Raw genomic sequence first — 24,837 nt, forward strand, 5'->3', positions numbered from 1 at the left:
GCGCACCTGCTTTGGGAGCAGGGGGTCGTGGGTTCGAATCCCGCTACCCCGACAAAACAATAAAGGCATTGGCAATCGTTGTTCATGCGGTTGCCAATGCCTTTTCTGTTTCACCCATCTCCTCACTCTACCCCACTCCATTTGTATTCTTCCCTGGCGGGAAAAAAAAGAAAGGTTATCCGATTCACATCGGATAACCTTTCGAGAGAGGCAGTCTTTTTCAGACTGATTATAATCTAAAACAATCTTAGATTATTTTTTGATCATCTTTTGGTTGCGAATTACGCGACCGTTTTGCATCTTCACTACATAAACACCGGCAGAGAGGTCAGATACATTAGCCGATTCGGGGTTGTTCTTCAAGAACTTAACGAATTGACCGTCGGCAGTGTAGATCCAAGCCTTTTCTACGTTGTTGAAGTAGATCATATCGCTCGTAACCGTGGGATACATCGACGAAACAGCAGAGAGACCACCGTTTTCGTTGACTACGTTCTCGATGCCCGATACTTCGTTCATTTCGGGTTCGTCGGCAACACCTTGATCGCGGAATTCGGTATAGCTTGCAGCCGGTTCACGACCCGGGTTCGTACCGCTTACTTCAACCGGGAAGTCGATCGAGAAGCCTTTATTCGTAGCGCCCGTGGGACCGGGGTGCGGGAACCAGGCATCCGAGAATACGATACGGAGACGAGTCATACCTACGGCAGCATCTTCGGGAACATCGATTGTAAAGTCAATTCCATCGGCAATTGCAGGCGTACCGGCATTCAACTGTCCGCATTCGATCACAACCTCGTCACTACCCTCCGATGCATCGAACTGATAGTTGATATCCCAGTCGATATAACCTATACCGAAGCAGTATTTCAGGTTATCGTTAGTCTCGGCATCATAACCTGGAGCATATTGGTCCATTATACCATTACCATAAGCATCGAGGTGCAATTTTATTTGTTGGCCTTGTTCTACTTTCAGTACACAATCTTCGGCATATACGTAGTTGTCGCCGCCCACAGAGTCGCTTCTGGAATAGTTGATATTCTGCGTAGCACCCGTTGTCGTCAACTCTTCGATAAACCGAATCTTCAAAGCGGTTTGATAACCGTCGGAAGCCGTATTGATGTACGTGGGAGGATATTGCGAAGAAGAAGCCTCGGGCAACGTTTCGGTAGAACGTGCGATGTGAACCCACTCGATGGGCGAATAGGTCTTCATGTCTTTCGATACCGAACGGATACCGATGTAAGGTTCGTCGCTGGCATCTTCGAACTGAATGTTACCTACATAAGCCGACCAGGTAGAGGTGCGACCTACTTCCGATACACGACCCTCTTCGCCATTCTTGTAAAGGATTTCGAAATGGTCGATGTTCACCTCGTCGTTGTAAATCATGCCATAGTCTTTACGGGCAAGCGTGAAACCGGTAGGATCTACTTCCCAAGTGAGTTTCACCGACAACGAAGAGGTAGTCTCTTCTTTCACCTCGGCAATGATGCTTTCGCCATCGATGCTGGCCGGAGTCGAAGCAGCACGGTCGTCGCTCAGCATGAGCTGGCCAACCATAATCTTATAATCGTCGCTGGCAGCACTGCCTTTCACACGGAAACCGATGTATTCGATTACATCGCCGGTGTTAATACCGGTAAGAGCAATCTCTTTCTCTTCCCAGGTTGCACCGGCCAGGTCGCCTACGGGGAATTCCATCCAGTTCGAATCGTCGAATTTTCTCAAGATGAGGTAGAGGTTCGAAGCGTTGGTACCCTCAACACCCGTCTTCACAGCAATTTTAGCTTTAGGATTACCGGCCGAAACATTCAGTTTGGCACGATACAACCATACGTCGGCACCCGTCGAAGTGGGAGTACCTTTCAGGCGCAACGAAGAACCACCGATGTAAGCATCTTCGTGAGTAAACTCGGCCTTGATGTCGTTAGAGAGGGTTTCGGTACCCGTGTTGTAGATGACCCAACGATAGGTAGGTACATAGTCTTGCTGACCCATGTTGTACCAGCTGCCCAGCGTCTTTTTACCTTTGTAGGCATAGAAATCGCCGTTACCCAGCGTAAAGTTGGTGTTGAAAGGCAGGTCGCCCTGAATAGCCGTACGCTCGGGAATGAACTCGGCCAGACCAAAGAAATTGTTCAACTGATAGGCGGTACCTACCGAGTTAGCCACCTGGAACGCACCGGGCATGTTCGAAATGGCCGGACGATTGAGCGGCGTGCGATTGGAGCCGCTGAATACTTTCTCCAACAGTTCCTGATAGTTGGATTGCAACTCCATCAGCGAGTTACCTATCGTGTACTGGAAGATACGGCTCACTTTGTGTTCGCCCCACAGACATATACCGCAACGATCCGCCTCTTCGCTTCCGGTCAGTCGCGTCCAAGAGCGGTTCATCGTTACCATCCACACACCGGCATAGAGACCGTCGGCGGTACCCATGGCCGTTTCAGCAGCCTTTACAGATTGAGCTGCATACGGGGTGATGTCATTCATCGAGTAGTTCAGCATCAGGTCGGCTGTCTTACCGGTTGAGGTTGTACCAAATATTGCATCTGCATTGCCAGCGGACAATATCGCACTACTTGTGTATATACCAATGTGGAAGCTGTCGAAACCGATTTCAGCAGCTCTCTTGTAGAGGGCTTTGTGGAAAGCCTTTACGTCAGCTTGGCTATACCCCGTATCCTCGAAATTGTAGTTGATACCGTCGAGGCCCAGATAAATCAAGGCATTCAACAGCGCATCGACATACCGGAAAGAGCCGTCTTCATTCTTGGTCGTAATAAACTTAACATACTCATCCGATGTTCCGTCAGGATTCCAGCTTTCGAAAAACTTGATACCCGAGAACATGTGGGTACCGTTCTTGTGAGCGGCATCGGCCCACGAACCGGGAGCTTGCAGAATGCTGTGGTTCCAGGCACCGAACAAGTTGGTGTAGTTCCACATGGAGTACACGTCGTTGTGGAACTCGGAACTGGGATAACCACCAATCAGGTCGCCCTGACCGGTAGGAATGTTCATCCACAAGCGACGGGTGGGATACACACCTTCTACGATGTTTTTGGCGGAATCCTCCATGATGGTGGCCGGACGCACGTGCGAGCGAGAGAACTCCAAGTCGAGATTGAAACCGGCAGCTTCAAACTCTTCGGGGGTAGGATACTTGCGACCCTCGTCTGCCGCATTGGCAAACAAGACAAGCAAAGCTTCGTTGTCCCATGGAGTAAAGTCAAAAAGATCGGTCGATGCAGACGCAGGGTATTCCACCTCCTGAGCCTGCACATTCACAGCCAAGCCCAAAAGCAAAGCCGCACCAAATACAGTAAACTTCTTCATGATAAAAACATTAAAAAAATTAGTAATTAGTAATTTGTGATTTTTATAGCGAAGAGCGAGAGAGGCCTTCCCGGGGGAAAGCCCCCTCGCTCCCGAACTATACGGTTTAGATATTGGCACCTTCTACGTCCCACCATACCCGGGTACCCTGCTTATCGTCGCCACCCAAAGCTTCGATACCCGAGGTGTTGATATCGTTCATACCCACCGAGGTGTCACGGCCGGGCAGAGGTATTCTGCGAATAATGTCGCCCTGTACCAGACTATCGTCGCCATCCTCGACATTCAACACGGGGAACAGTTTGGGATAGCCCGTGCGGCGCAAGTCGTTCCAAGCCTCGTAGGAATAGGGGAAAGCGGCGATATATTTCTGGGTAATGATCTTCTCGAGTTTCGTCTCTTTCGAGTCGCCCTCGTTCCATTTCACGCCAATCGTCGTCACGCTCTCAATGTCGTTGCTGTGGTCATACTGGTCTTCATATTTATAGGGCACCGCAGCCTCGAGGCTCATATACTCGTCGACATAGTTGGGATAGAGAGGAGTCCAACGATGCTCTACCTGAGCGTTTTGGATACCGGCCTCGTAGAACGATTGTGCGCTACCGCCCATGGTCCAGCCGCGCAAGTCACCCTCGGCGCGCAGGAACTGCACCTCCGAAAGCTTCATCACATAGAGCGGAGCACCGGCCATTTCGGGGTTGTTTTTAATAGACGAGTAAGCAATGCGGAAATTGTCCTTGTAGGCCTGACCCGGACTCATGCGGATACCAGCGCGCAGACCGATGATGCGGGTATTGGCCTGCATGATGTCATTCGGATCGTCCTTGTTGACAATAATATTGCTGTTCTTGTCGAACACATACTCCAGATAGGGGTGCTTGAGGCTGGCGAGCAGGCTCTCGAACGAAGCGTTCAGACGAGTATCACCCCAACTGATGGCAATCTCGGACAAAGGATTTGTATAACCCAACATAAGGGGATCGAGATACATCTCTTGGGCTGTAGTTTCTATCACACCGGCTTGAACAGCCTCTTCGGCCCATTTTTTGGCTTTATCGGGCTGTACCTTCGCAATGTGCACGGCCATACGCAGTTTCAACGAGTTGGCCAACCGGCGCCACGATTCTACGCTCTTGTCTTGCGATATTACATCATTCTGCGACAGAATAGACTGTACTCCGGCCTTATACCAGTCGGGACGGGTCTCGAAATGTTTCAAGCAGGCGTTGATGGTATCGAGGTTATCCACGATAGAGATATAAATCTCTTCCATCTTGTTGAAGGTAAAGGGGTTGCTCTCCTTGTTGGCCTTGTGGTCGAAATAAGGGATAGACCCGTAGAGGTCGACCATTTCTTGTGCCGAATAGTCGAAAATCAACAGACCGATGGCTTTCAATTCGGGAATCGAATCGATCATAGGATGGTTGATCATGTTGGCGATGTTGTTCTTGATACCGAGGAATGCACCATAAGGGCCATCGCAATAGTCCTGGTTGTAGGCATAGGTCGAGTTGAGCAAGCCACCCTGACCATGTGAAAAATTGTGGGGTACTACCATATAGCCGGCGTAGTTGTCGACCGTGATGTTGTAAACATATTGGTATTGGTGCGGCCCCGGGTACTGCCCATCTTTACCGCCCCGCAGATAATATTGAGCCGTTTGCATCTGGCCAAAATACTGGCTCAACTGCGATTGAGCTTCGTTGAAACCCTCCTCCGAAATATTCTTCCAGTAGTCTATGCTATCGGCCTTACCTTTGTACACGACCGGGTCCAAATCGGTCTGACCGCCGGTAAAGGTATCGGTAGGCATATCGAAATCCAAACACGAGTGCAGGCTTGCAGCGGCAAGCATGGCACAAAATGCCGTTAAAATGGTTTTTTTCATATTTCTATTCTTTATTAGCTACGACTTAAAAATCAATTTTCAAATTCACACCAAACGAACGGGTTGCCGGCATATTGAAAATGTCGAATGCACCCAAACCGTTTTTGGTCGAAAGAGCGATATTGGGATCGATCGGAGCATCCTTGTAGATGAAGAAGAGGTTGCGGCCGATAACCGAGAGCGACAGGTTGCGGATAACACCGCCGAACAGATTGCGGAAGGTATAGCCCAGCGAGAGTTCGGCCAGACGGAAATTGGTGGCGTCGTACACATATTGCGAGCCCATGTAGTTACCGCCTACGGTCTGATAGTACTCCTGGATAGGAGCCACATTGCCGTCGGGCATAATCATACCCGGTTTCGTAACCGAACCGTCGGGCGACGTCCACACGAGGTTGTGAGCAGCCGCATAGTCGCGAGCATCGCCTACCCGTTTCGAAACGCCTTGATAGTCGAGGTAAGCCTCGGTGAGCGAAATGACTTTACCACCGATGCGACCGTTGATCAGGAAATAGAGCGAAAGGTCTTTCCAGGTGAAGGTGTTGCCCCAACCCAGCTGGAACTTGGAGTTCATGTTGCCCAGATAGACAAAGTCGGTCGTACTTACCTGGGGAGCACCTTCGGAGCTCAACCAGATGCTGCCGTCGGCATTGCGACGGAAGTCGAGAGCGTACATGTCGCCATAAGAACCACCTTCGTCGTAGCGAACCACGATGTTACCACCGGCAATCTTCTGCTCGAGTTTGGCGGGGTTGCCTTGGTCGTCCTTGAAGGTTTTCACAATCTTGTTGTCGTTGTACGAGAAATTGACCGAGGTTCTCCACATCCAGTCTTTCGAGAAGTTGAGCGAGTAAGAGAGCGTGGTCTCGACACCTTGGTTGCGAATCATACCGGTATTTACAGGTTTCAACTTACCACCCGTAGTCGTTTGCAGGAAGTAGCTGTTGCAAAGTTGCGTGTGATAGTAGGTCAAATCCCAGTTGAGGGCACTCTCGAAGAGCGATACATCGAAACCGGCCTCGAACGATTTGGAAGTTTCGGGCAGCGGGTTGTCGAAGTAGCCGTAGGTCGACGATGCGATGGCACCGGTAGCCAGGTTTTCAGAACCCATGCTGAATACCTCGTTGGGAATCGAGTTACCTACCTCACTATACGATGCGCGCAGCTTCAGGTGAGTGATGAACTCGGGCATGGTGATGTATTTGTGCATCAAGGTGTTGGCACCTACCGAGAAGTAACCGTAGTTATCGGGCGTACCACGATACTCGAACTGTTTGAAGGCACGATACCAGTCTTGACGGTAGCTACCTTCCAAGTATACATAATCTTTATAACCGATTTGACCGGTGAAGAAGAGACCCTTGTCCCAGTTGGACGAGAGGCTGTAGGTAGTTACGTTACCGGCACCCCACGAAGCGGTGGGTTCGAAGAAGTTGATGCGGGTAGGCAGCTCGTTCATCGAGGTGTAGGAGAAGTAGGTAGCGCGGTTCCACATCTTTTGGGTTTCGCCCTTCACGGTGTGCCCTACCCAACCGGCCGACGCCGATACCGAGAAATCTTTGAACTCCTTGTTGTAGCTCAACATGGCATCGACATAGACATCGTTGCTCCAATAGAGGTCTTGGCCATACATACCGTAATCTTCCATGGTAGCTACGTTCCAGGTGGTTGCGTAGCGGTTGGTATAGCCTTTGTATTTGGCACGGTCCATGTTCAAACGGCCTTGAACCTTCAAGCCGGGAATAATCTCATAGCTGGCCGAAATAGATCCGTAGGCACGCTCTTCGGTGTTTTCGCTCCGGTTCATGCCGGTAATCCAGTAGGGGTTGTTGTTGCCGGCCGAGAAATAAGCCCATTGTTGCATGGGACCCGACAACTGGGTGGTACCGTTGGGTATCCACTCTCTCTTGTCGTTGTAGTAGCCATAGATATTGGAGGTCCAGGTACCTTCGCCCCGATAGTTCTTGCGATAGTAGTCCATGTCGATGTTACGCGGCATGCGATACAAGTCGTACAAGGGGTTCATGACCGTACCACCACCGGGACGGTTCTTGGTATTGGCGTGTACATAGTTCAACGACAGGTCTACATTCAATTTCTTGTTGAACAACGAGTAGTTCTGACGGAACGAGAAGGTATTACGCTGATACGAGTTGTGTGGCACCATACCATCGGAATAGGAGTTGGCATACGAGAAATAGGAACGAACCTTCTCGGTACCACCGCTTACCGAAACCGAGTTGTTGTAGGTGGCACCCGTATCGAAGAAGTCGGCGATATCGTTTTGGGTATAATTACGCAGATGAGCGCCCGAGTAGGCGAGCTCGTCGGCCGTCATATCCGACACCTTCTTACCCCAGCTCGTGGTAGAGAGCTGATTGGCAGCCACGTTGACATCGGCACCGTAGGTGTTTTGGATTTGGGGGAGAACCAGCGGAGTCTCGAAAGTTACATTGGAGTTCACGCTCACCGTGACACTACCCTCTTTACCGCGTTTGGTGGTAATCATCAACACACCGTTGGCAGCAGCACTACCGTAAAGGGCGGCGGCATTGGCACCTTTCAGAATGTTGATGCTCTCGATGTCGTCGGGGTTGATGAGCGAAAGGGCATCGCCACCCTCGGCCGTGCTCGAATAGGTAAGAGAGTTACCATCGCTGCTCCATGCCGAAGCGGCACCACCAATCTGGTTGGTCATAGGAATACCGTCGACCACAATCAGCGGGCTGTTGTTACCCATAACCGATTTGTTACCACGCAACAGAATCTTGGAAGTACCACCGGCACCACCGGCACTTTGTGTAATCGTTACACCGGCAGCCTTACCTTGCAGTGAGTTTACAAAGTTGGCATCCTGTACTTTCATCAGCTCGTCGCCTTTGATCTCTTGAGTAGCATAGGTCAGCGACGACTCCTTACGGGTAATACCCATGGCGGTTACCACCACTTCGTCGAGCAGCTTGTCGTTGCTGTCCATCACTACATCAATCTTGCTCTGTCCGTTGATAGCTTTCTTTATCGTCTCATAGCCGATATACGAAAACTCCAACTCGTTGCTCCCTGCGGGAACCTTGATAGAATAGTTACCGTCGATATCGGTTGCTACGACTACGTTGGTACCCACAACCTTTACGGTAAGACCGATAAGAGTCTCGCCCGAGGGGTCGGTAACCGTACCCGTAACCACTTTCGTACCTGCGGCTACATTCTGATTTACACTCTGGGCTTGTGTCGTACTCGACGCCACAGCCGGGGCTGCACTGGCATGCGCAGCGGTACCGATTCCAAAACCTGAAACCAGTACAAAAGCTACAATAATTGCTTTTAGATTTCTTCTATACATACGTGCATTTATAGGTATTCGAATACTAAAAAAAATTTACCTCTCTCATTAAAAAAACTATTACTTAATCTCCATAGGCTTTATATATTATCATTATGCTATTTTTATTCAAGAAAAGCTATCACTTGTAAAAACCCATACAACAAATTTTACACGTTCCAAATAGAAAACGCTTGCAATATATAAATATTTTTTTGATTTCCCTGCAAAAAAAGAAATGTTTTTTTCATGGTTCGTTCTTCTGGCATATTATACATTATATATAGTTTGCTATTTTTTCTCACGATATATTAAATAACTCCATTTCCCGATTTTCCCCTAGTAAAAAAAAATATTTTTTTTCTATTTTGTGTAATCATGGTACGAAGAGTCAATTTGTTAAAATTTAAATTCATTTATATTCAGTAATTTAACCACTCAACAGAAGCATTTTTTTAAGTAAAATAAAATATGTTCTTTTTTGTAAATTGATTTTTTACAAAAAAAGGGCCTTTATCAAATTTTAGCCGCTGCAAATATCCGATTTAAATTGGAATAAAACAAAAAAAACTCCATTTTTCGCGATTCTTTTTCTAAATATTGCAATAGAATAACGCATATAAAAGGGAAAAAGTGTATTTTTGCAAACCATTCCATTCTTCATTAAATTAGGATTACTGTGTTTCGACACTAAAAAACAACGAATTAAATTTTATGACAAAACTTTCTTTTGAGAATATTCGGCGCACGGCCCGAAGAATCGGTGGTTACATTTTGCTGCTACGAGAGCAACTTCGCCGCATTTCGTTACGCTCGTGGATATATATAGGTATAGCCCTGCTTCTGATATGCGGTGGCTTATACTGGTTCTTGCGACCGGCACCTCCGGCTCCCAACCTGCCGATTGTAGAAGTAGAGCCCGTGAAGACCGACGATGTAGAGATTTATGGCGAATATGTGGGTCGCATCAGAGCCCAGCAGTTTGTCGAAATACGGGCCCGGGTCGAGGGCTTCCTCGAGAAAATGCTTTTCGACGAAGGCACCTATGTAAAAAAGGGTCAGCCACTTTTCATTATCGACCCTAAACTGTACCAGGCCCGAGCCAACAAAGCCAAAGCTCAGTTGAACAAGAACAAGGCTCTGGCCCTGAAAGCCGAGCGTGACCTGGAGCGTATACGCCCCCTCTACCAGCAGAATGCTGCCAGTCAACTCGACCTCGACAACGCCATCGCTTCGTACGAGAGCGCCAAGGCCGAGGTGGAGATGAGCGAAGCCGACCTCACCCAAGCCGAAACAGCATTGGGGTATACAACCGTAAGCTCGCCCATCTCGGGTTACATATCGGAACGTAATGTCGACATAGGTACCCTCGTGAGCCCGGGTGGACAGTCGCTGCTGGCTACGGTGGTCAAGAGCGACACGGTGCGCGTAGACTTCAGCATGACGGGGCTAGACTACCTGAAAAGTAAAGCCCGCAACGTGAATCTGGGACAGAAAGATACAACCCGCACGTGGGAACCCTATATCACCATCACCCTGCCCGACAACTCGGCCTACCCGCAACGGGGTATCGTCGACTTTGCCGACCCGCAGGTCGACCCGCAAACCGGTACCTTCTCGGTTCGTGCCGAGATGCCTAACCCCGAGCACATCCTGCTGCCGGGACAGTTTACCAAAGTGCGACTTCTGCTCGATGTACGGGAAAAAGCGGTCGTAGTACCTACCAAGGCAATCATTATCGAAAAGGGCGGCGCCTACATCTTTGTCGTAAGAACCGACAGCGTAGCCGAACGCCGGATGGTCGAACTCGGTCCCGAAGTGGGTAACAACGTAATCATAGAGCGTGGCCTTGTCCCCAACGAAAACATCGTTGTAGAGGGATACCACAAACTTACCCACGGCGACAAGGTGATACCGGCCATTTATCGAGAAGAGTCCAAAAAAGAAGAAAGTCCCAAAAATTAGTGCATTATGAAATCGGACTTCTTTATTGACAGGCCCATATTCTCGATTGTCATTTCAATCGTGATCGTAATTGTGGGTGTATTGGGCCTTATCCTCCTCCCCATAGACCAATATCCCCAGATTGTTCCCCCGGTAGTCAAGGTCTCGGCCTCCTATCCGGGAGCGAGTGCCCAAACCGTTACCCAAGCCGTAGCCACACCTATCGAGCAGGAGTTGAACGGTACCCCCGGTATGCTCTACATGGAGTCGACCAACAGCAACTCGGGTAGTTTTTCGGCAACCATCACCTTCGACATATCGACCGACCCCGACCTGGCGGCCGTAGAAATACAAAACCGGGTCAAGCAGGCCGAAGCCCGTCTGCCGGCCGAGGTGGTACAAAACGGCATCTCGGTAGAGAAGCAGGCTTCGAGCAAGCTGATGACCGTTACGCTGCTGTCGAACGACCCGAAATTCGACGAGATTTATCTGAGTAACTACGCGACACTCAACGTAGTAGATGTGCTGCGACGTGTCAAGGGCGTAGGTAGCGTGTCGAATGTCGGCAGTCGCTACTACGCCATGCAAATATGGGTTCAACCCGACCGACTGGCCAACCTCGGACTCACGGTCGAAGACCTGCAAAAGGCCCTGAAAGACCAGAACCGGGAATCGGCTGCCGGTGTGCTGGGTCAACAACCCATCGAAAACATCGACGTGACCACCCCTATCATCGCACAAGGGCGATTGTCGTCGGTAGCCGAGTTTGAAGAGATTGTGATTCGGGCCAACCCCGACGGGTCGCTGACCCGCTTGCGCGACGTGGCCCGCATCTCGCTCGAAGCCCAGTCGTACAACACCGAGAGCGGTATCAACGGCGGTAATGCTGCCGTGCTGAACATCAACATGTTGCCGGGAGCCAACGCCATGGAGGTAGCCAAATCGGTGAAGAAAGAGATGGAGGCTATCAGCCGCAACTTCCCCGAAGGCATTACCTACGAGATTCCGTTCGATATGACCTCCTACATCTCGCAATCGATCAGCGAGGTGTATCACACCTTGTTCGAGGCTCTTGTTCTGGTTATTCTGGTGGTATTCCTCTCCCTGCAGAACTGGCGGGCTACCCTTATCCCCGTGATTGCCGTACCTATCTCGCTGATCGGTACCTTCGGTATCATGCTGGCATTCGGGTTTTCGCTCAACATGATGACTCTGTTGGGTCTCATTCTGGCTATCGGTATCGTGGTCGACGACGCCATTGTGGTAGTCGAGAATGTCGAGCGTATCATGAATGAAGAGCACCTCGACCCTTATACCGCCACCAAAAAGGCAATGCGGGGACTGGGCAGTGCCATTATTGCCACCTCGCTGGTATTGTGCGCCGTGTTTGTGCCTGTGAGCTTTCTGGCCGGAATCACGGGTCAGCTCTATCGCCAATTTACCATCACCATTGCCGTATCGGTGCTCATCTCGACCGTGGTCGCCCTCACGCTGAGTCCGGCCATGTGTGCCCTGCTGCTCCGTCCGGCCTCGGGTAAAAAGAAAAACAAGGTATTCCGCTATATCAATCTGTGGTTGGGACTCGGAAACCGGCTTTACGAGCGACTCATTCGCAAGGGCCTGAAAAATCCGCGCCGGGTGCTGGTAGCCTTCGGGCTCTCCCTGATTGCCATCTGGCTGCTCAACAAGGTAGTACCTCAAAGTTTCATGCCTCAGGAAGACCAGGGATACTTCACTGTCGAGCTGGAGCTGCCCGAGGGGGCTACCCTCGAGCGTACCCGGACCGTGACCGACCGGGCCATGAACTATCTGATGTCGCGCAAGGATGTAGACTATGTGCTCAACGTGACCGGCTCGAGCCCTCGTGTGGGTACCAACCAGTCGCGCAGCCAGTTGACCGTCATTCTCAAGCCCTGGGAAGAGCGCAAGTCGTCGAACCTGCGCGAAATCATGGAAGAGATTCGTGAAGAACTGAACACATATCCCGAAAGCAAAGCCTACCTGAGCACACCGCCCGTTATCCCGGGTCTGGGTAGTTCGGGAGGTTTCGAGATGGTACTCGAGGCCCGTGGCGACGCTACCTACGAAAACCTGCAACAGGCGGCCGATACCCTGCTCTACTACGCTTCGCAACGTAAGGAAATCAGCGGCCTCTCCTCATCGATTCAGAACGATATTCCCCAGCTCTATTTCGATGTCGACCGCGACAAGGCTCAGATGTTGGGCGTGAAAATCTCCGATATATTCTCGACTCTCAAAACCTTTACGGGGTCGATTTATGTCAACGACTTCAACATGTTCAACCGCATCTATCGGGTTTACATCCAGGCCGAAGCCCCCTACCGGGCTCACAAGGAGAATCTGGGCCTATTCTTCGTCAAGGGCAGCAACAACGCCATGATACCCATCACGGCCCTCGGCACTACTTCGTACACGACCGGCCCGGGTACGATACGACGGTTCAACATGTTCACCTCGACTACCATATCGGGCGAAGCGGCTCCGGGCTACAGCTCGGGCCAGGTGATGACCATCCTCGAGGATATTGCCAAGAAGCACCTCCCCTCCAACATCGGTGTGGAATGGAGCGGCCTCTCCTATCAGGAGAAGCATGTAAGCGGACAAACCGGCTATGTGCTGGCACTGGCCCTGCTCTTCGTCTTCCTGTTCCTGGCAGCCCAGTACGAGAGTTGGTCTATCCCGGTAGCCGTGATTCTGTCCCTGCCGATTGCCGGTGTGGGAGCCTATCTGGGCAACTGGATATGCGGGCTCGAAAACAACATCTACTTCCAAATCGGTTTGGTCATGCTCATCGGTTTGGTGGCCAAGAACGCCATCCTTATCGTCGAATTTGCCAAAGAGGAGGTGGAGAAAGGCAACAACGTAGTCAATGCGGTAATCAAAGCCGCACACCTGCGGTTCCGCCCCATCGTAATGACCTCGTTGGCCTTCATCCTCGGTATGTTGCCGCTCGTCTTTGCCAGCGGTCCGGGTTCGGCCAGCCGACAAGGCATCGGTACCGGCGTATTCTTCGGTATGATTGTGGCCATCACGATAGGTATTATCTTTGTTCCCCTGCTCTTTGTATGGGTATACAAGCTGAAATTTAAACTGATGAAACGATGAAAGAGACAAAAATAGTTCTATTCATACTGCTGGCCGCGTTGCTTCTGAACGGTTGCTCCATCCAGAAGCGCTGCCAGGCGCCCGAGCTCAATCTGCCGGACGAAATCATCGCGGGAGAAAACGATACCCTCACGCTGGCCGATATGGCCTGGTGGGAGCTCTACTCCGACTCGACCCTGAGCAAACTCATCGACAAAACGCTGAACAACAACCGCAACATGCGGGCAGCCGAAGCGCATATCCGACAAATGGAGGAGTTGTACCGCGTGAGCAAGGCGTCGCTGTGGCCCTCGATCGGAGGCCAGGTATTTGCCGACCGCGAGACCAATGCCTACTACGGCGAAAAGACCAGCATCGAACCCGAACTCAGCCTGAAAGCCTCGCTGAGCTGGGAAGTAGACCTGTGGGGCAGCCTGCGCTGGAGCAAGAAAAAAGGAGCAGCCGAATACCTCAATTCGGTCGAAGCTGCACGGGCCATGCAGATGACTCTGATTGCCGAAACGGCCACCGCCTACTTCGAACTGGTTGCACTGGACCAAGAGCTCGAAATTGTGTTGCAGACGGTCGAAACCCGCGAGGAGAGCGTCAACCAGGCCCGCCTGCGGTTCGAGGGTGGTCTCACCTCCGAGACGGCCTACCAACAAGCTCAGGTGGAATTGGCCAACGCATCGGCCCTCATCCCGAATCTGGAACAGAAAATAGCCTTGAAAGAGAATCAAATAGCCGTTCTGTCGGGAGAATATCCTTCAAAGATAGAACGGAAAAAATTTGACCTCAACGCCTCGCTTCCCGAAGAGATTCCCATAGGTCTCCCCTCTACTCTGCTGCAACGACGCCCCGACGTGCGACAGGCCGAACAGCAGCTCAAATCGGCCATGGCTTCGGTAGGCATTGCCTATGCCGACCGTTTTCCCAGGCTGACCATCAATCTGGTGGGTGGTTTCGAGAACGACGAACTGAGAGGCTACTTCCAATCGCCCTTCTCCTACGTGGCAGGCAATCTGGTAGCCCCGCTCTTTACCTTCGGGAAGAAGAAGGCGCAATACAAGGCTGCCCTGGCGGCATACGACGAAAAGCGCTATGCCTATGAGCAGAAGGTGCTCGAGGTCTTTCGCGAGGTCAACGATGCCGTCATCACCTACCAGAAGAAGCGGCGCACTTCGGAGTTGCAACTCAACCTCTACGAAGCGGCCCAAAAATATGTCGACCTGGCTCAACTGCAATACCTCAACGGGGTAATCCGCTACATCGACGTACTGGATGCTCATCGTAACTTCTTCGACGCTCAAATCGGGCTGAGCAATGCCATACGCGACGAATATCTGGCCATGGTCAATCTCTACAAGGTATTGGGCGGAGGCTGGAGCACACAAGCCTATTAAACACAGGCCGAGACCAATATAGTATAAAGAAAATCCCCGGTGTGCATGACACGCCGGGGATTTTTTCTATCGAGTTATCTCTTCTACCACTTAGCAGAGCTTGCGGGCTCCGTCGGAGATGACAACGTCGTATACCTTGGGCATACGGCCATAGGTCTCTTTATAGCGGGCTTTGGCCGTTTCGATAAAGTGATCGTAGAGTTCGTTTTTCACCAGATTGATGGTGCAACCGCCGAAGCCGCCACCCATCACGCGCGAACCGGTCACGCCACATTCTTTGGCTATTTCGTTCAAGAAGTCGAGTTCTTCACAGCTCACCTCATAGAGTTTGCTCATGCCATAGTGAGTCTCGTACATCTTCTTGCCCACGGTCTCGTAGTCGCCGCACTCGAGGGCGTCGCACACGTCGAGTACCCGTTGAACCTCACCGATTACATACTCGGCACGCATGTAATCCTCGGCCGTAATCTCACCCTTCACCTCGTTGAGCATATCCATGTTGGCATCGCGCAGGAACTCTACGTGGGGGTGTCTCTTCTGGATGGCAGCCACTACATTCTCGCACGATTTACGACGGTCGTTGTAGGCCGACGAAGCCAACTCGTGTTTCACTACCGAGTCGAGCAATACCAGACGGTAACCCTCGGGATTGAAGGGGAAATATTGATACTCGAGCGAACGGCAGTCGAGACGGATAAGGTGGCCGGCTTTACCGAATACCGAGGCAAACTGGTCCATGATGCCACAGTTTACTCCGCAATAGTTGTGCTCGGTAGCCTGCCCGATCTTGGCCAGCTCGAACTTGTCGATACCACAGTCGAACATATCGTTCAAGGCATAGGCATAGGTGCTCTCCAAAGCGGCCGACGAAGACATGCCGGCACCCAGAGGCACATCGCCGGCAAATGCCGTGTTGAAGCCGGCAATCTTTCCGCCGCGTTTGATAATCTCGCGGCATACACCAAAGATATAGCGTGCCCAGCTTGCCCGGGGAGCATCCTCCTCGTTCAAACCGAACTCTACATAATCTTTCAAATCTATCGAGTAAGCCCGCACTTTGTTGGTTCCGTTTATTTTGAGCTCGGCTACCATGCCTTTGTCGATTGCGCCGGGAAATACGAATCCACCGTTGTAATCGGTGTGCTCGCCAATCAGGTTAATACGTCCGGGAGAAGCATATACCGACCCCGTAGAGCCATCGAAGTGTTTGATAAAACGACTTCTTACAAATTCAATATCCATAATACTAAATTAAAATGATTGTAATTTATATAACTGATTATTTTTGAATCGAAAACTTGAACTGGGTGTGACTTTCGAATTTCTCGTGCGGACGTAAAATGACCGACGGATAGTTCTCATGGTTGGGACTGTCGGGGAAGTGTTGGGTCTCGAGACAGAGAGCGGCCCGCATGGGATAGCGCTGGCCGTTCTTGCCGATGAAATTGCCCGTCATCCAGTTGCCGGTATAGAGCTGCACGCCGGGTTCGGTCGTATACACATCGAGCACGATGCCCGTCTTGGGCGATATGCACTCGGCACAGAAGGCAAACTCGCCCGGGTGTTTCTTGTTCAGTACGTAGGTGTGGTCATAGCCCTTGCCGTAGATGAGCTGAATGAAAGGCTCGTCGATGCGGCTCCCCACCTCGTAGAGTTTTCTGAAATCCATCGGGGTTCCCTCTACGGACGATTTCTCGCCATAGGGAATGGCTGTATCGTCGGTAGGCAGATAGTAATCGGCATCGATGCACAGCAGATGGTCGCCGATGTAGGGATCGCCCGCTCCCGAAAGGTTGAAGTAAGAGTGGTTGGTCAAGTTGAGAATCGTAGCCTTGTCGGTCTCGGCCAGATAGGTAATATCCACGGCGTTTTCGTCGGTGAGTTTGAAGGTGACCTTTACCCGCAGGTTGCCGGGGAATCCCTCTTCGCCGTCGGGCGACAAGCGCGAGAACTCGATGGTCTGGCCATCGATCTGGCGGGCATCCCATACCTGGAAGTTAAAGCCCTTGATACCGCCGTGCAGCGTGTTGGGGCCGTTGTTGATGGCCAGCTTGTCGTACAGCACACCGTCGATTGTAAACTTACCTTTGGCAATACGATTGGCATATCGGCCGCACGTAGCACCAAAATAAGGTTCTTCCGAAGAGAGGTATTCCTGTATATTGTTGTGACCGGTAACTACATCTGTCATTTTCCCCGTTTTGTCGGGAACCATAAGCGAAACGATACGAGCCCCGTAATTCGTCAAGGCCAGTTCGCATCCGTTCTTGTTCACCAATACATAGAGGGCTGTTTTCTTTCCATCGACAACTCCTTGGAAATGTGTCGGATTCAAGCCTGAAAGAGTCATATCCATATTCTTCTTTTTAAGGTTAACTGAATTATTGATTGATTGTGTAAAGTTAATGTTATCTTTTTTTCTTGCAAAAATTTTGGGCGGCTTTTACTTAAAATTATTCCGATTGTTAATATTTAACAAAATTTTATACACCAAATCTTGAAGGAACTTAGTTCCCTCACAACACCGATAGAGCTTCTCGGTCAAACGGCTCTATCTAAACAGCTTATATGAAAAGCTTTTCTCCGGGCCCATGACCATGCCCGGTACTCTCCCACCCTCCTGACTCGGCAGAGATTGTTCTTCACGGAATATGGATGAGTTTGTGTGTCTGGAGCGAAAGTCGCCACTCGGGATGCTCCTTGATATAGGCCACTGCTCCATCGAGCAGAGAGGCATTGCGGTCTGCATCGCCGGTATCGCAGGGCTGCAAACTGCGACAGGCACCGTACGAGCAGGCCATCGCCTCGTAGGGAGCCATATCCTGCCCCTCATAAACCACCTTGAGCTCATCGACCCGCCCGATTTTCACGGGCAGAGCCTTGGGCGAACAGGTAATCCAGTCGATTGCGGCGACCACATCGGGCTCCAAAGCTATCGAGCCATTGGTCTCGATTTGTACGAATTTCCCCGCCTCATGCAGTTTATCGACCAGCAGGCGAGTAAGTTGCAAGGTAGGCTCACCGCCGGTAATCACCACATGCCGGGCAGGATACGAAGCAATGGCTGCCACAATATCGTTTTCGGTATAAAGAGTATAATCGTCGTGGCGGGTATCGCAGAAACTGCAACGCAGATTGCACCCCGACAACCGGATAAAAATGGCCGCCGTGCCGGTGAACCGACCCTCGCCCTGCAGGGAATAGAAAATTTCGTTGACTCTCATAGGGCAAAATCGTCATCGGCACAGTCGTCTACCCGATAGACGGCAATGTTTCCGCCGCTCTCCTGTACCTTGGTCTTATAACATTCGGGTATCTGCTCGGTTATCCAGCGGGCTATGTTCTCGGCCGTGGGGTTGAAGGGCAACAACTCGTTGAGGTTACCGTGGTCGAGATAGCCGTGAATCTTGTCCTTGATGTGCTTGAAGTCGCACACCATGCCGTCGGCATTGAGCTCCCGGGCCTTGCAATAGACGGTAACAATCCAGTTGTGGCCGTGCAACTGCTCGCACTTGCTTTCGTATGAGAGCGTCAATGCGTGCGCTCCCGCAATCTCCATAGTCTTTGCAACGTAATACATATCGATGCTCTGTTCTTTTGTTATTCTTCGTATTCGGTAGGGTCGTCGATTCCGGCATCGCGCAGGGCCTCTTTGCGCTCGACACAGGTACCACACTTGCCGCAATGCTTCTCGCCGCCCTTGTAGCACGACCAGGTCGCGGCATAGTCGACGTGCAACTGCTTGCCCCGGCGGGCGATGTCGGTTTTGGTAATCTCGGTATAGGGTGCCAATATCTCGATATGCTCGTAGGTTCCCTCGCGCATGGCTTCGTTCATGGCCCGGATGAAGGAGGAGCGGCAGTCGGGATAGATGGCATGGTCGCCACCGTGATTGGCGATGAGTACCCGCTTGAGCCCGTTGCTCTCGGCTATGCCGCAGGCTATCGACAGCATGATGCCGTTGCGGAACGGCACGACGGTGCTCTTCATGTTCTCGTCGGCATAATGGCCCTCGGGTATCGCCTCGCCCCCGCTCAGCAACGAACTTTTGAAATACTCCTTCATAAAGGCGAGCGGTATGACAATGTGTTTGATGCCCAACCGCTCGCAATGGAGCCGGGCAAACGGTATCTCCCTGGCATTGTGATTGGCCCCGTAATCGAACGATACCCCCAACGCTATGCGGTCGGCATACTCGTGCAGCAGTGTGATGCTGTCCATGCCGCCCGAAACGACTATCAACGAATCTTTCATACTCTTCTTTTCATTAAATTCTCCCGGGTAAAAACTGCCTGTCCCCACAACCCGGATATAATCAGGAACTCGCGGCGAGCGACAACCGGGCCTCTTCTACATACCCAAACGGCTCACTTCAAACCTTGCCGAACGGCTGTCAACCTTCGTTATGTGCAAAGATAAACTAAAAATTGCAATACTCCCGGCAAATAGCTCATAAGCCTTTCAAAAAATAGTTATCTTTGTAGAAAAGATAAAGCGGCCAAAGCAAAGCATCACAGGCTCGTCAGACTTTTGCCGTCGGCTGCAGACATCGTTACAAAAGAAGGGGGATACTTTCGGCAAAAGGGTACCGACAGACGGGTCACCCGACCGACGACTTCCCCCCTTTTGCTTCATGTACCATCAAATTCAAACCCGCAATGAAAGCCAAGACACGCGTTCGCATCATATTCCTTACCCTCACCGCACTGGCCGTCGGTTTTCCGCTGCTGTTTCTCACGGCGCCGCCTGTCCCGCATCCGGTGGGACCCGAGGTGATTGCCATCTCGTTTGTCGAGAACCTCACCAACGCCAATTTCGACGAAGCCCGCAAACTGGTCACACCCGAATCGGTCGAGACCGTACACCTGTTCGAGACTCTGGTGGGAAGCCAAAGCGACGAATTGAAGAGCGAACCCACTCACTTCACCGTATCGCGTTCGGAGATGAATGCGACACAAGACACCCTCTTTATCGATGGGAAACTATTCTTTTCGAACAAGCATAAAATCATACGGCGCATCAGTCTCGTTCTGGTCAATCGCGAAGGACGTTGGTTGGTCGACTGTCACGACAACAACATCTTTTAGTACAACGAACCAAACGACTCGCACAGCCGTTACTTGCACGATTATATATCGATTGTTTAATACTTATTGCAATGGGAAAATTTCAGGAAATTATTGCCGGCAACACGCCGGTATTGGTCGACTTCTTTGCCGAATGGTGCGGCCCCTGCAAAATGATGAAGCCGGTACTCGAAGAGTTGAAACACAAGATGGGCGACAGACTCATTGTCCTTAAAATCGACATCGACAAAAACCAGCCGATGGCCATGGCCTACCAGATTCAATCGGTACCCACACTCATCCTTTGGAAAAACGGGCAGATTGCCTGGCGGCAGTCGGGGGCGCTTCCCCTGTACGAGCTGGAGCAAATTCTATCGTCCTATCTCTGAGAAGAGAGTCCACGGAGAGAGAGAGTTACCAAGTTTTCCATCACGGAAGAGTAGCTTTTTATCGCGTGTACCATATTATTTCGTACCTTTGCAGCGCCTAAAAAAGAGGGGCCAGGCGATTGTGACCCATAGCCTGCCCCTGTTTTGTACTCATATCGAACAGAGCAAAAGCCTATGAAAGCAGGTATATATCTGAAACTATTTACGTCGTTCCTGAAGATAGGAGCCTTTACCTTCGGAGGCGGCTGGGCCATGATACCCATTATCGAACGGGAGGTTGTAGACAAGCAGCAGTGGATCAAGCGCGAAGACTTCATCGACGCTCTGGCCATCGCCCAATCGCTGCCGGGTATCCTGGCCGTAAACATCTCGATTCTGGTGGGCAACCGGTTACGGGGCCTGAAGGGCAGCCTGACCGCTACGCTGGGCACGATACTCCCCTCGTTCCTGATTATCCTGGCCATCGCCATCTGGTTCGTACAGGTCTACGACAACCCGGTAATCGAAAGCATCTTCAAGGGTATACGACCGGCCGTAGTCGCACTCATCGTGTCGCCCGTACTCTCGACCGCCAAGACAGCCCGCATCAACCTCAAAAACGTAATCATCCCTATCGTCGTAGCCCTGGGTATCTGGATGGGAGGCATCTCTCCTATCTGGTTCGTCCTGCTGGGTGGTATCGGCGGCGTCATTTATTACAATCACATCATCAGTCGCATCAAAAAGCGGTATAACGAGAAAAAGAAATAAGCCATGTGGATTGTCTATCTTAACTTGTTCTGGGCCTATTTGAAGATTGGCCTGTTCGGATTCGGCGGCGGATACGCCATGCTCTCCCTCATTCAGCACGAAGCGGTCGAGGTCATCCACTATGGCGAAAGCCAACCGTGGCTCACCCCTACCGAGTTCACCGACATCGTGGCCATTTCGCAAATGACCCCCGGCCCCATCGGTATCAACAGTGCCACCTATGTAGGCTATGTAGCCACGGGCAACAGCGTGTGGGGCTCGCTGGTAGCCACCTTTGCCGTGTGTCTGCCCTCGTTCATTCTGGTACTGATGATCAGTCACTTTATCCTCAAGCACAAAGAAAATCCTATTATCAAAAGCATATTTGCCGGTTTACGTCCCGTAGTCGTGGGGTTGATTGCCTCGGCAGCCCTGCTGCTTATGAACAAGGAGAATTTCCCCGACTACACGCTGAGTATCGCCATCGCGGTCGTCTCGTTCGTGCTGGTGCACTACACCCGGCTACACCCCATACTGGTGATTGTTCTGGCCGGTGTGGCGGGATATGCTCTCTATTAAACAGACGATCATGAACTACGAAGAGACTTTGGAATATCTATACCGGCAGCTCCCGGTGTTTCAGCAAGTAGGGAGCGCAGCTTACAAACCGGGATTGCAAAACAGCGAAGCACTCGACGAGTACTTCGGGCATCCCCACCGCAAATTCCACACCCTGCACATCGCCGGCACCAACGGAAAAGGTTCAGTATCGCATCTGCTGGCCTCGATACTGCAGCTCAACGGCTATAAAACGGGGCTGTATACATCGCCCCACCTGGTGGACTTCAGAGAGCGCATACGCATCGACGGCCAAATGATTCCCCGCCAGGAGGTCATCGACTTTGCCGAGAAGCATCTGGCTCCCACGCTCCACATTCACCCCTCGTTTTTCGAGTTGACCATGATGATGGCCTTCGACTATTTTGCCCGCCAGGCGGTCGACGCAGCCGTCATCGAGGTAGGATTGGGCGGACGTCTCGACAGTACCAACATCATCACTCCCGACTTGTGCGTGATTACCAACATCAGCTACGACCATGTGCAGATGCTGGGGCACACCCTGCCCCAGATTGCCCGCGAGAAGGCCGGCATCATCAAACACGGCATCCCCGTAGTCATCGGTGAGGCACAGGGCGAGGTCAAACAGGTATTCATCGACAAGGCCAGCGAGGTGGGTGCCCCTATCTTCTTTGCCGAGGAGTGCGTGCGCTTCGACTCGGCCCGGCAGAGTGCCCGCGGATGGGAATTCGACTCGCCGGCATATCCCCACCTCTTCGGCGAACTGGGCGGCCTCTGCCAGGAGAAGAATGCCGCCACCGTGCTCACAGCTGTGGCTCGTCTGCGCGAGCTGGGCTATCGCATCACCGACCAATCGGTCTACGAAGCCTTTGCCCACGTCACCCGGCTCACCGGATTGATGGGCCGCTGGCAGCAGTTGCAGGCATCGCCCCGACTCATCTGCGACACCGGCCACAACACCGGCGGCATGCAGTATATTGCCCGCCAACTACGCAACGAGCACTACGACACGCTGCGCATCGTCATCGGTATGGTCAACGACAAGGATATTTCGGGGGTACTGGCCATGCTGCCCAAGGAGGCTACCTACTACTTTACCCGGGCCTCGGTTCCCCGAGCCCTGCCGCAAGACAAACTCGAAGCGCTGGCTACCCAGGCCGGGCTGAAGGGGCGGAGCTTCCCCACGGTAAAAGAGGCGGTAACGGCCGCACAAAAAGAGAGCCGCCCCGAAGACCTTATCTTCGTAGGCGGCAGTACCTTTATCGTGGCCGATTTGTTGCAGTTTATGCCTTTACCGCAATAACTTCGATTTCGACCAGTGCCTGCTTGGGCAACTCTTTGACGGCGAAAGCCGAACGGGCCGGGAAGGCTCCCGAGAACTGTTGGGCATAGACCTCGTTCATGGGGGCGAAGAGCGACATGTCGGCCAGGTAGACCGTGGTCTTGACGATGTGATCGACCGTACAACCGGCCTCGGCCAGTATGGCCTTGATGTTTGCGAACGATTGGCGGGTTTGCGCCTCGATGCCCTCGGGCATGGTGCCCGTAGCCGGGTCGATGGGGAGTTGTCCCGAAAGGAAAATCATACCGCCGGCTTCGATAGCCTGGCTGTAAGGCCCGATGGCCTTGGGTGCTGCAGTCGTGGAAATTACTTTTTTCATATGTCCGTAGTTTATTTTTGCGGGAGTTCCACACGGCTCTCCTCGATTTCTAAATCTTTCAAACCAACCTTGTCGCCGGCCTCTTCCATGAGCCGACGGGTATCGACGATAACCCGCCACTCGCGGGGAAAGTCGTCCTTCAAATTATTGATGAAGTCTTCATCGCCCTCGCGATCGATAGCCCGCAACAGATAGCCTACCGACAGTTTATTGATGTCGATAGCCGGCTGGTAGGCAGGCACCCGCTCCTCCTCCGAGAGGGTTTGCGACACGACACCGGCCTCTTCCAACGTCTCGACTGTCCGCTCCACCAACTGTATGGGTATGGCATAACGGCGCGAAATCTGCCCCTTGGTCAGGGGCGGCAGCCCGTCTCTGAAACGATGCACGATGACCGTAGCAATAACCAGCACGATGTAGTCGGAGTAGCGGCGCGAAATCTGGTTGGTCTCCTTCTCGAAATTGAAATTGACTACATTCTGAGACGAATAGGTAAGCACCGCCCCGAACAGACAGATGAGCCACGAGAACTGCATCCAGATAAGCAACAGCGGCAGAAATGCGAAGCTACCGTAGATGGCATTGTACTTCGACACCCATATCTGTCCCGATATATATATGTATTGAAATATCTGGAAAGACGTTCCGCAAATGAGACCCGAGATGAAGGCATACTTGAACTTTACCTTCGTGTTGGGGATGAAGATATAAATGGCGGTAAAAAAGAGGGCCGTAAGGATGTAGGGAGCCAACCGGAAGACCCAGCGCAGCAACGGCGTCATGAACTCAAACACCACCGACGAGTTGAGCATGGTAGACATGAAGAGGGAAAAACCGCTCGAGGCCACCATAAGGATGGGCAGAATCAGAAACATCGAGGTGTAGTCGGTCACCTTGCGATAGAACGAGCGACCGCCCTGCACCTGCCAAATATCGTTGAAAGCCTTCTCGATATTCGACAGCAGACTGATGAGCGTCCACAGCAGGAAGCAGAGACCTATCCCCACAAATACCCCACCCTTCATCTGGTCGAGGTATTGGTCGACAAAACTCAACATATACTCCAGCGCCTGACGCTGGGCCGGGAAGTAGTCGAAGAGCTGGCTCTGCATGATGTGTTGAAAGCCGAACCCCTTGCAGATGGCGAAGAGCATGGCCAGCGCCGGCACAATAGCCAGGATGGAACTGAAGGTCAAAGCCGAAGCCTTCTCCTGCAACTTCTCGTTCAGGAAGCAGCGGACCGACAGGTTCAGGGTTTTGAGTATATGGATGTGCAGTTTATACTCGGTAATATGCCATATATCGACCGAGACAAATTGCCAAAACCACCTCACCCACGAACTGACTCGAGCAAAAAACGAGGGTTTCTTCTTACGCTTAGCCATATATTTATATTGCTCGGA

18 protein-coding genes are annotated in these 24,837 nt (G+C 51.7%); 8 read left to right on the forward strand and 10 right to left on the reverse strand.

What is annotated here, in order from left to right:
- Positions 1-252: 252 nt before the first annotated feature.
- The 3 genes from Q1K76_RS05570 to Q1K76_RS05580 form a co-directional block, all read right to left on the reverse strand.
- The gene (locus Q1K76_RS05570; RefSeq protein WP_300131707.1) at positions 253-3,348 is read right to left on the reverse strand and encodes a GEVED domain-containing protein; all 3,096 of its coding nucleotides are present in this window, start codon (positions 3,346-3,348) and stop codon (positions 253-255) included.
- Positions 3,349-3,454: 106 nt separating this feature from the next.
- On the reverse strand, positions 3,455-5,236 hold the full coding sequence (locus Q1K76_RS05575; protein ID WP_300131710.1) for a SusD/RagB family nutrient-binding outer membrane lipoprotein: 1,782 nt from the start codon (positions 5,234-5,236) through the stop codon (positions 3,455-3,457).
- Positions 5,237-5,261: 25 nt separating this feature from the next.
- Complete coding sequence (locus Q1K76_RS05580) at positions 5,262-8,579, reverse strand: SusC/RagA family TonB-linked outer membrane protein (RefSeq protein ID WP_300131713.1); 3,318 nt, start codon at positions 8,577-8,579, stop codon at positions 5,262-5,264.
- A gap of 693 nt (positions 8,580-9,272) precedes the next feature.
- On the opposite strand from Q1K76_RS05580, the gene Q1K76_RS05585 reads away from it, so the two are divergent.
- Genes Q1K76_RS05585 through Q1K76_RS05595 form a run of 3 tightly spaced genes read left to right on the forward strand, consistent with a single transcriptional unit; the run spans position 9,273 to position 15,010 of the window.
- Positions 9,273-10,523, forward strand: coding sequence for an efflux RND transporter periplasmic adaptor subunit (locus tag Q1K76_RS05585; RefSeq protein ID WP_087407497.1), 1,251 nt, complete (start codon positions 9,273-9,275; stop codon positions 10,521-10,523).
- A gap of 6 nt (positions 10,524-10,529) precedes the next feature.
- Positions 10,530-13,628 (forward strand): efflux RND transporter permease subunit, encoded by a 3,099-nt coding sequence (locus tag Q1K76_RS05590; protein WP_300131717.1) that lies wholly within the window; start codon positions 10,530-10,532, stop codon positions 13,626-13,628.
- Positions 13,625-15,010: an efflux transporter outer membrane subunit gene (locus Q1K76_RS05595; protein ID WP_258327889.1), complete on the forward strand. Its 1,386-nt coding sequence runs from the start codon at positions 13,625-13,627 to the stop codon at positions 15,008-15,010. Before Q1K76_RS05590 ends, Q1K76_RS05595 begins: the two co-directional genes overlap by 4 nt.
- A 90-nt stretch (positions 15,011-15,100) precedes the next feature.
- Here the strand turns inward: Q1K76_RS05595 and galK are convergent, their stop codons facing one another.
- The 5 genes from galK to queC all read right to left on the reverse strand — a co-directional run bounded on the left by galK (position 15,101) and on the right by queC (position 19,264).
- Positions 15,101-16,252: a galactokinase gene (gene galK, locus Q1K76_RS05600; RefSeq protein WP_087407500.1), complete on the reverse strand. Its 1,152-nt coding sequence runs from the start codon at positions 16,250-16,252 to the stop codon at positions 15,101-15,103.
- A gap of 37 nt (positions 16,253-16,289) precedes the next feature.
- Positions 16,290-17,366 (reverse strand): aldose epimerase family protein, encoded by a 1,077-nt coding sequence (locus Q1K76_RS05605; RefSeq protein WP_087407501.1) that lies wholly within the window; start codon positions 17,364-17,366, stop codon positions 16,290-16,292.
- 286 nt (positions 17,367-17,652) lie between these two features.
- Positions 17,653-18,234 (reverse strand): radical SAM protein, encoded by a 582-nt coding sequence (locus Q1K76_RS05610; protein ID WP_087407502.1) that lies wholly within the window; start codon positions 18,232-18,234, stop codon positions 17,653-17,655.
- Positions 18,231-18,590: a 6-carboxytetrahydropterin synthase gene (locus tag Q1K76_RS05615; protein WP_087407503.1), complete on the reverse strand. Its 360-nt coding sequence runs from the start codon at positions 18,588-18,590 to the stop codon at positions 18,231-18,233. The genes Q1K76_RS05610 and Q1K76_RS05615 overlap by 4 nt, the downstream gene beginning before the upstream one ends.
- 20 nt (positions 18,591-18,610) lie before the next feature.
- Complete coding sequence (gene queC, locus Q1K76_RS05620) at positions 18,611-19,264, reverse strand: 7-cyano-7-deazaguanine synthase QueC (protein WP_258327220.1); 654 nt, start codon at positions 19,262-19,264, stop codon at positions 18,611-18,613.
- 404 nt (positions 19,265-19,668) lie between these two features.
- Between queC and Q1K76_RS05625 the strand changes: the two genes are divergently transcribed.
- From Q1K76_RS05625 to Q1K76_RS05645, 5 genes are all read left to right on the forward strand, one after another.
- Positions 19,669-20,097, forward strand: coding sequence for a hypothetical protein (locus tag Q1K76_RS05625; RefSeq protein ID WP_258327221.1), 429 nt, complete (start codon positions 19,669-19,671; stop codon positions 20,095-20,097).
- 71 nt (positions 20,098-20,168) lie between these two features.
- Positions 20,169-20,465, forward strand: coding sequence for a thioredoxin (trxA, locus tag Q1K76_RS05630; protein WP_258327222.1), 297 nt, complete (start codon positions 20,169-20,171; stop codon positions 20,463-20,465).
- 174 nt (positions 20,466-20,639) lie between these two features.
- Positions 20,640-21,215 (forward strand): chromate transporter, encoded by a 576-nt coding sequence (locus Q1K76_RS05635; protein WP_087407507.1) that lies wholly within the window; start codon positions 20,640-20,642, stop codon positions 21,213-21,215.
- A 9-nt stretch (positions 21,216-21,224) separates the two neighbouring features.
- Positions 21,225-21,773 (forward strand): chromate transporter, encoded by a 549-nt coding sequence (locus Q1K76_RS05640; RefSeq protein ID WP_206422465.1) that lies wholly within the window; start codon positions 21,225-21,227, stop codon positions 21,771-21,773.
- Positions 21,774-21,783: 10 nt separating this feature from the next.
- Positions 21,784-23,076 (forward strand): folylpolyglutamate synthase/dihydrofolate synthase family protein, encoded by a 1,293-nt coding sequence (locus Q1K76_RS05645; protein WP_087407509.1) that lies wholly within the window; start codon positions 21,784-21,786, stop codon positions 23,074-23,076.
- On the opposite strand, the gene Q1K76_RS05650 is transcribed toward Q1K76_RS05645, so the two are convergent.
- Together Q1K76_RS05650 and Q1K76_RS05655 are read right to left on the reverse strand one after the other, a co-directional pair.
- A complete protein-coding gene (locus Q1K76_RS05650) occupies positions 23,057-23,434 on the reverse strand; it encodes a RidA family protein (protein ID WP_289540910.1) in 378 nt (125 codons plus the stop codon). The two genes, Q1K76_RS05645 and Q1K76_RS05650, sit on opposite strands and share 20 nt — an antisense overlap.
- Before the next feature lie 11 nt (positions 23,435-23,445).
- On the reverse strand, positions 23,446-24,819 hold the full coding sequence (locus tag Q1K76_RS05655; RefSeq protein ID WP_258327224.1) for a YihY/virulence factor BrkB family protein: 1,374 nt from the start codon (positions 24,817-24,819) through the stop codon (positions 23,446-23,448).
- Positions 24,820-24,837 lie beyond the last annotated feature (18 nt).

The sequence above is a fragment of the uncultured Barnesiella sp. genome, assembly GCF_946496565.1.
Classification (GTDB): Bacteria; Bacteroidota; Bacteroidia; order Bacteroidales; family Barnesiellaceae; genus Barnesiella; species Barnesiella merdigallinarum.

What these genes read in the sequence shown, in the direction of transcription:
- Q1K76_RS05590 (WP_300131717.1), top strand. Translation starts at nt 10,530, where the DNA reads ATGAAATCGGACTTCTTTATTGACAGGCCCATATTCTCGATTGTCATT.
- Q1K76_RS05635 (WP_087407507.1), top strand. Translation starts at nt 20,640, where the DNA reads ATGAAAGCAGGTATATATCTGAAACTATTTACGTCGTTCCTGAAGATA.
- Q1K76_RS05595 (WP_258327889.1), top strand. Translation starts at nt 13,625, where the DNA reads ATGAAAGAGACAAAAATAGTTCTATTCATACTGCTGGCCGCGTTGCTT.
- Q1K76_RS05645 (WP_087407509.1), top strand. Translation starts at nt 21,784, where the DNA reads ATGAACTACGAAGAGACTTTGGAATATCTATACCGGCAGCTCCCGGTG.
- Q1K76_RS05580 (WP_300131713.1), bottom strand. Translation starts at nt 8,579, where the DNA reads ATGTATAGAAGAAATCTAAAAGCAATTATTGTAGCTTTTGTACTGGTT.
- Q1K76_RS05585 (WP_087407497.1), top strand. Translation starts at nt 9,273, where the DNA reads ATGACAAAACTTTCTTTTGAGAATATTCGGCGCACGGCCCGAAGAATC.
- Q1K76_RS05575 (WP_300131710.1), bottom strand. Translation starts at nt 5,236, where the DNA reads ATGAAAAAAACCATTTTAACGGCATTTTGTGCCATGCTTGCCGCTGCA.
- Q1K76_RS05615 (WP_087407503.1), bottom strand. Translation starts at nt 18,590, where the DNA reads ATGTATTACGTTGCAAAGACTATGGAGATTGCGGGAGCGCACGCATTG.
- Q1K76_RS05625 (WP_258327221.1), top strand. Translation starts at nt 19,669, where the DNA reads ATGAAAGCCAAGACACGCGTTCGCATCATATTCCTTACCCTCACCGCA.
- galK (WP_087407500.1), bottom strand. Translation starts at nt 16,252, where the DNA reads ATGGATATTGAATTTGTAAGAAGTCGTTTTATCAAACACTTCGATGGC.
- queC (WP_258327220.1), bottom strand. Translation starts at nt 19,264, where the DNA reads ATGAAAGATTCGTTGATAGTCGTTTCGGGCGGCATGGACAGCATCACA.
- Q1K76_RS05610 (WP_087407502.1), bottom strand. Translation starts at nt 18,234, where the DNA reads ATGAGAGTCAACGAAATTTTCTATTCCCTGCAGGGCGAGGGTCGGTTC.
- Q1K76_RS05570 (WP_300131707.1), bottom strand. Translation starts at nt 3,348, where the DNA reads ATGAAGAAGTTTACTGTATTTGGTGCGGCTTTGCTTTTGGGCTTGGCT.
- Q1K76_RS05605 (WP_087407501.1), bottom strand. Translation starts at nt 17,366, where the DNA reads ATGGATATGACTCTTTCAGGCTTGAATCCGACACATTTCCAAGGAGTT.
- Q1K76_RS05650 (WP_289540910.1), bottom strand. Translation starts at nt 23,434, where the DNA reads ATGAAAAAAGTAATTTCCACGACTGCAGCACCCAAGGCCATCGGGCCT.
- trxA (WP_258327222.1), top strand. Translation starts at nt 20,169, where the DNA reads ATGGGAAAATTTCAGGAAATTATTGCCGGCAACACGCCGGTATTGGTC.
- Q1K76_RS05655 (WP_258327224.1), bottom strand. Translation starts at nt 24,819, where the DNA reads ATGGCTAAGCGTAAGAAGAAACCCTCGTTTTTTGCTCGAGTCAGTTCG.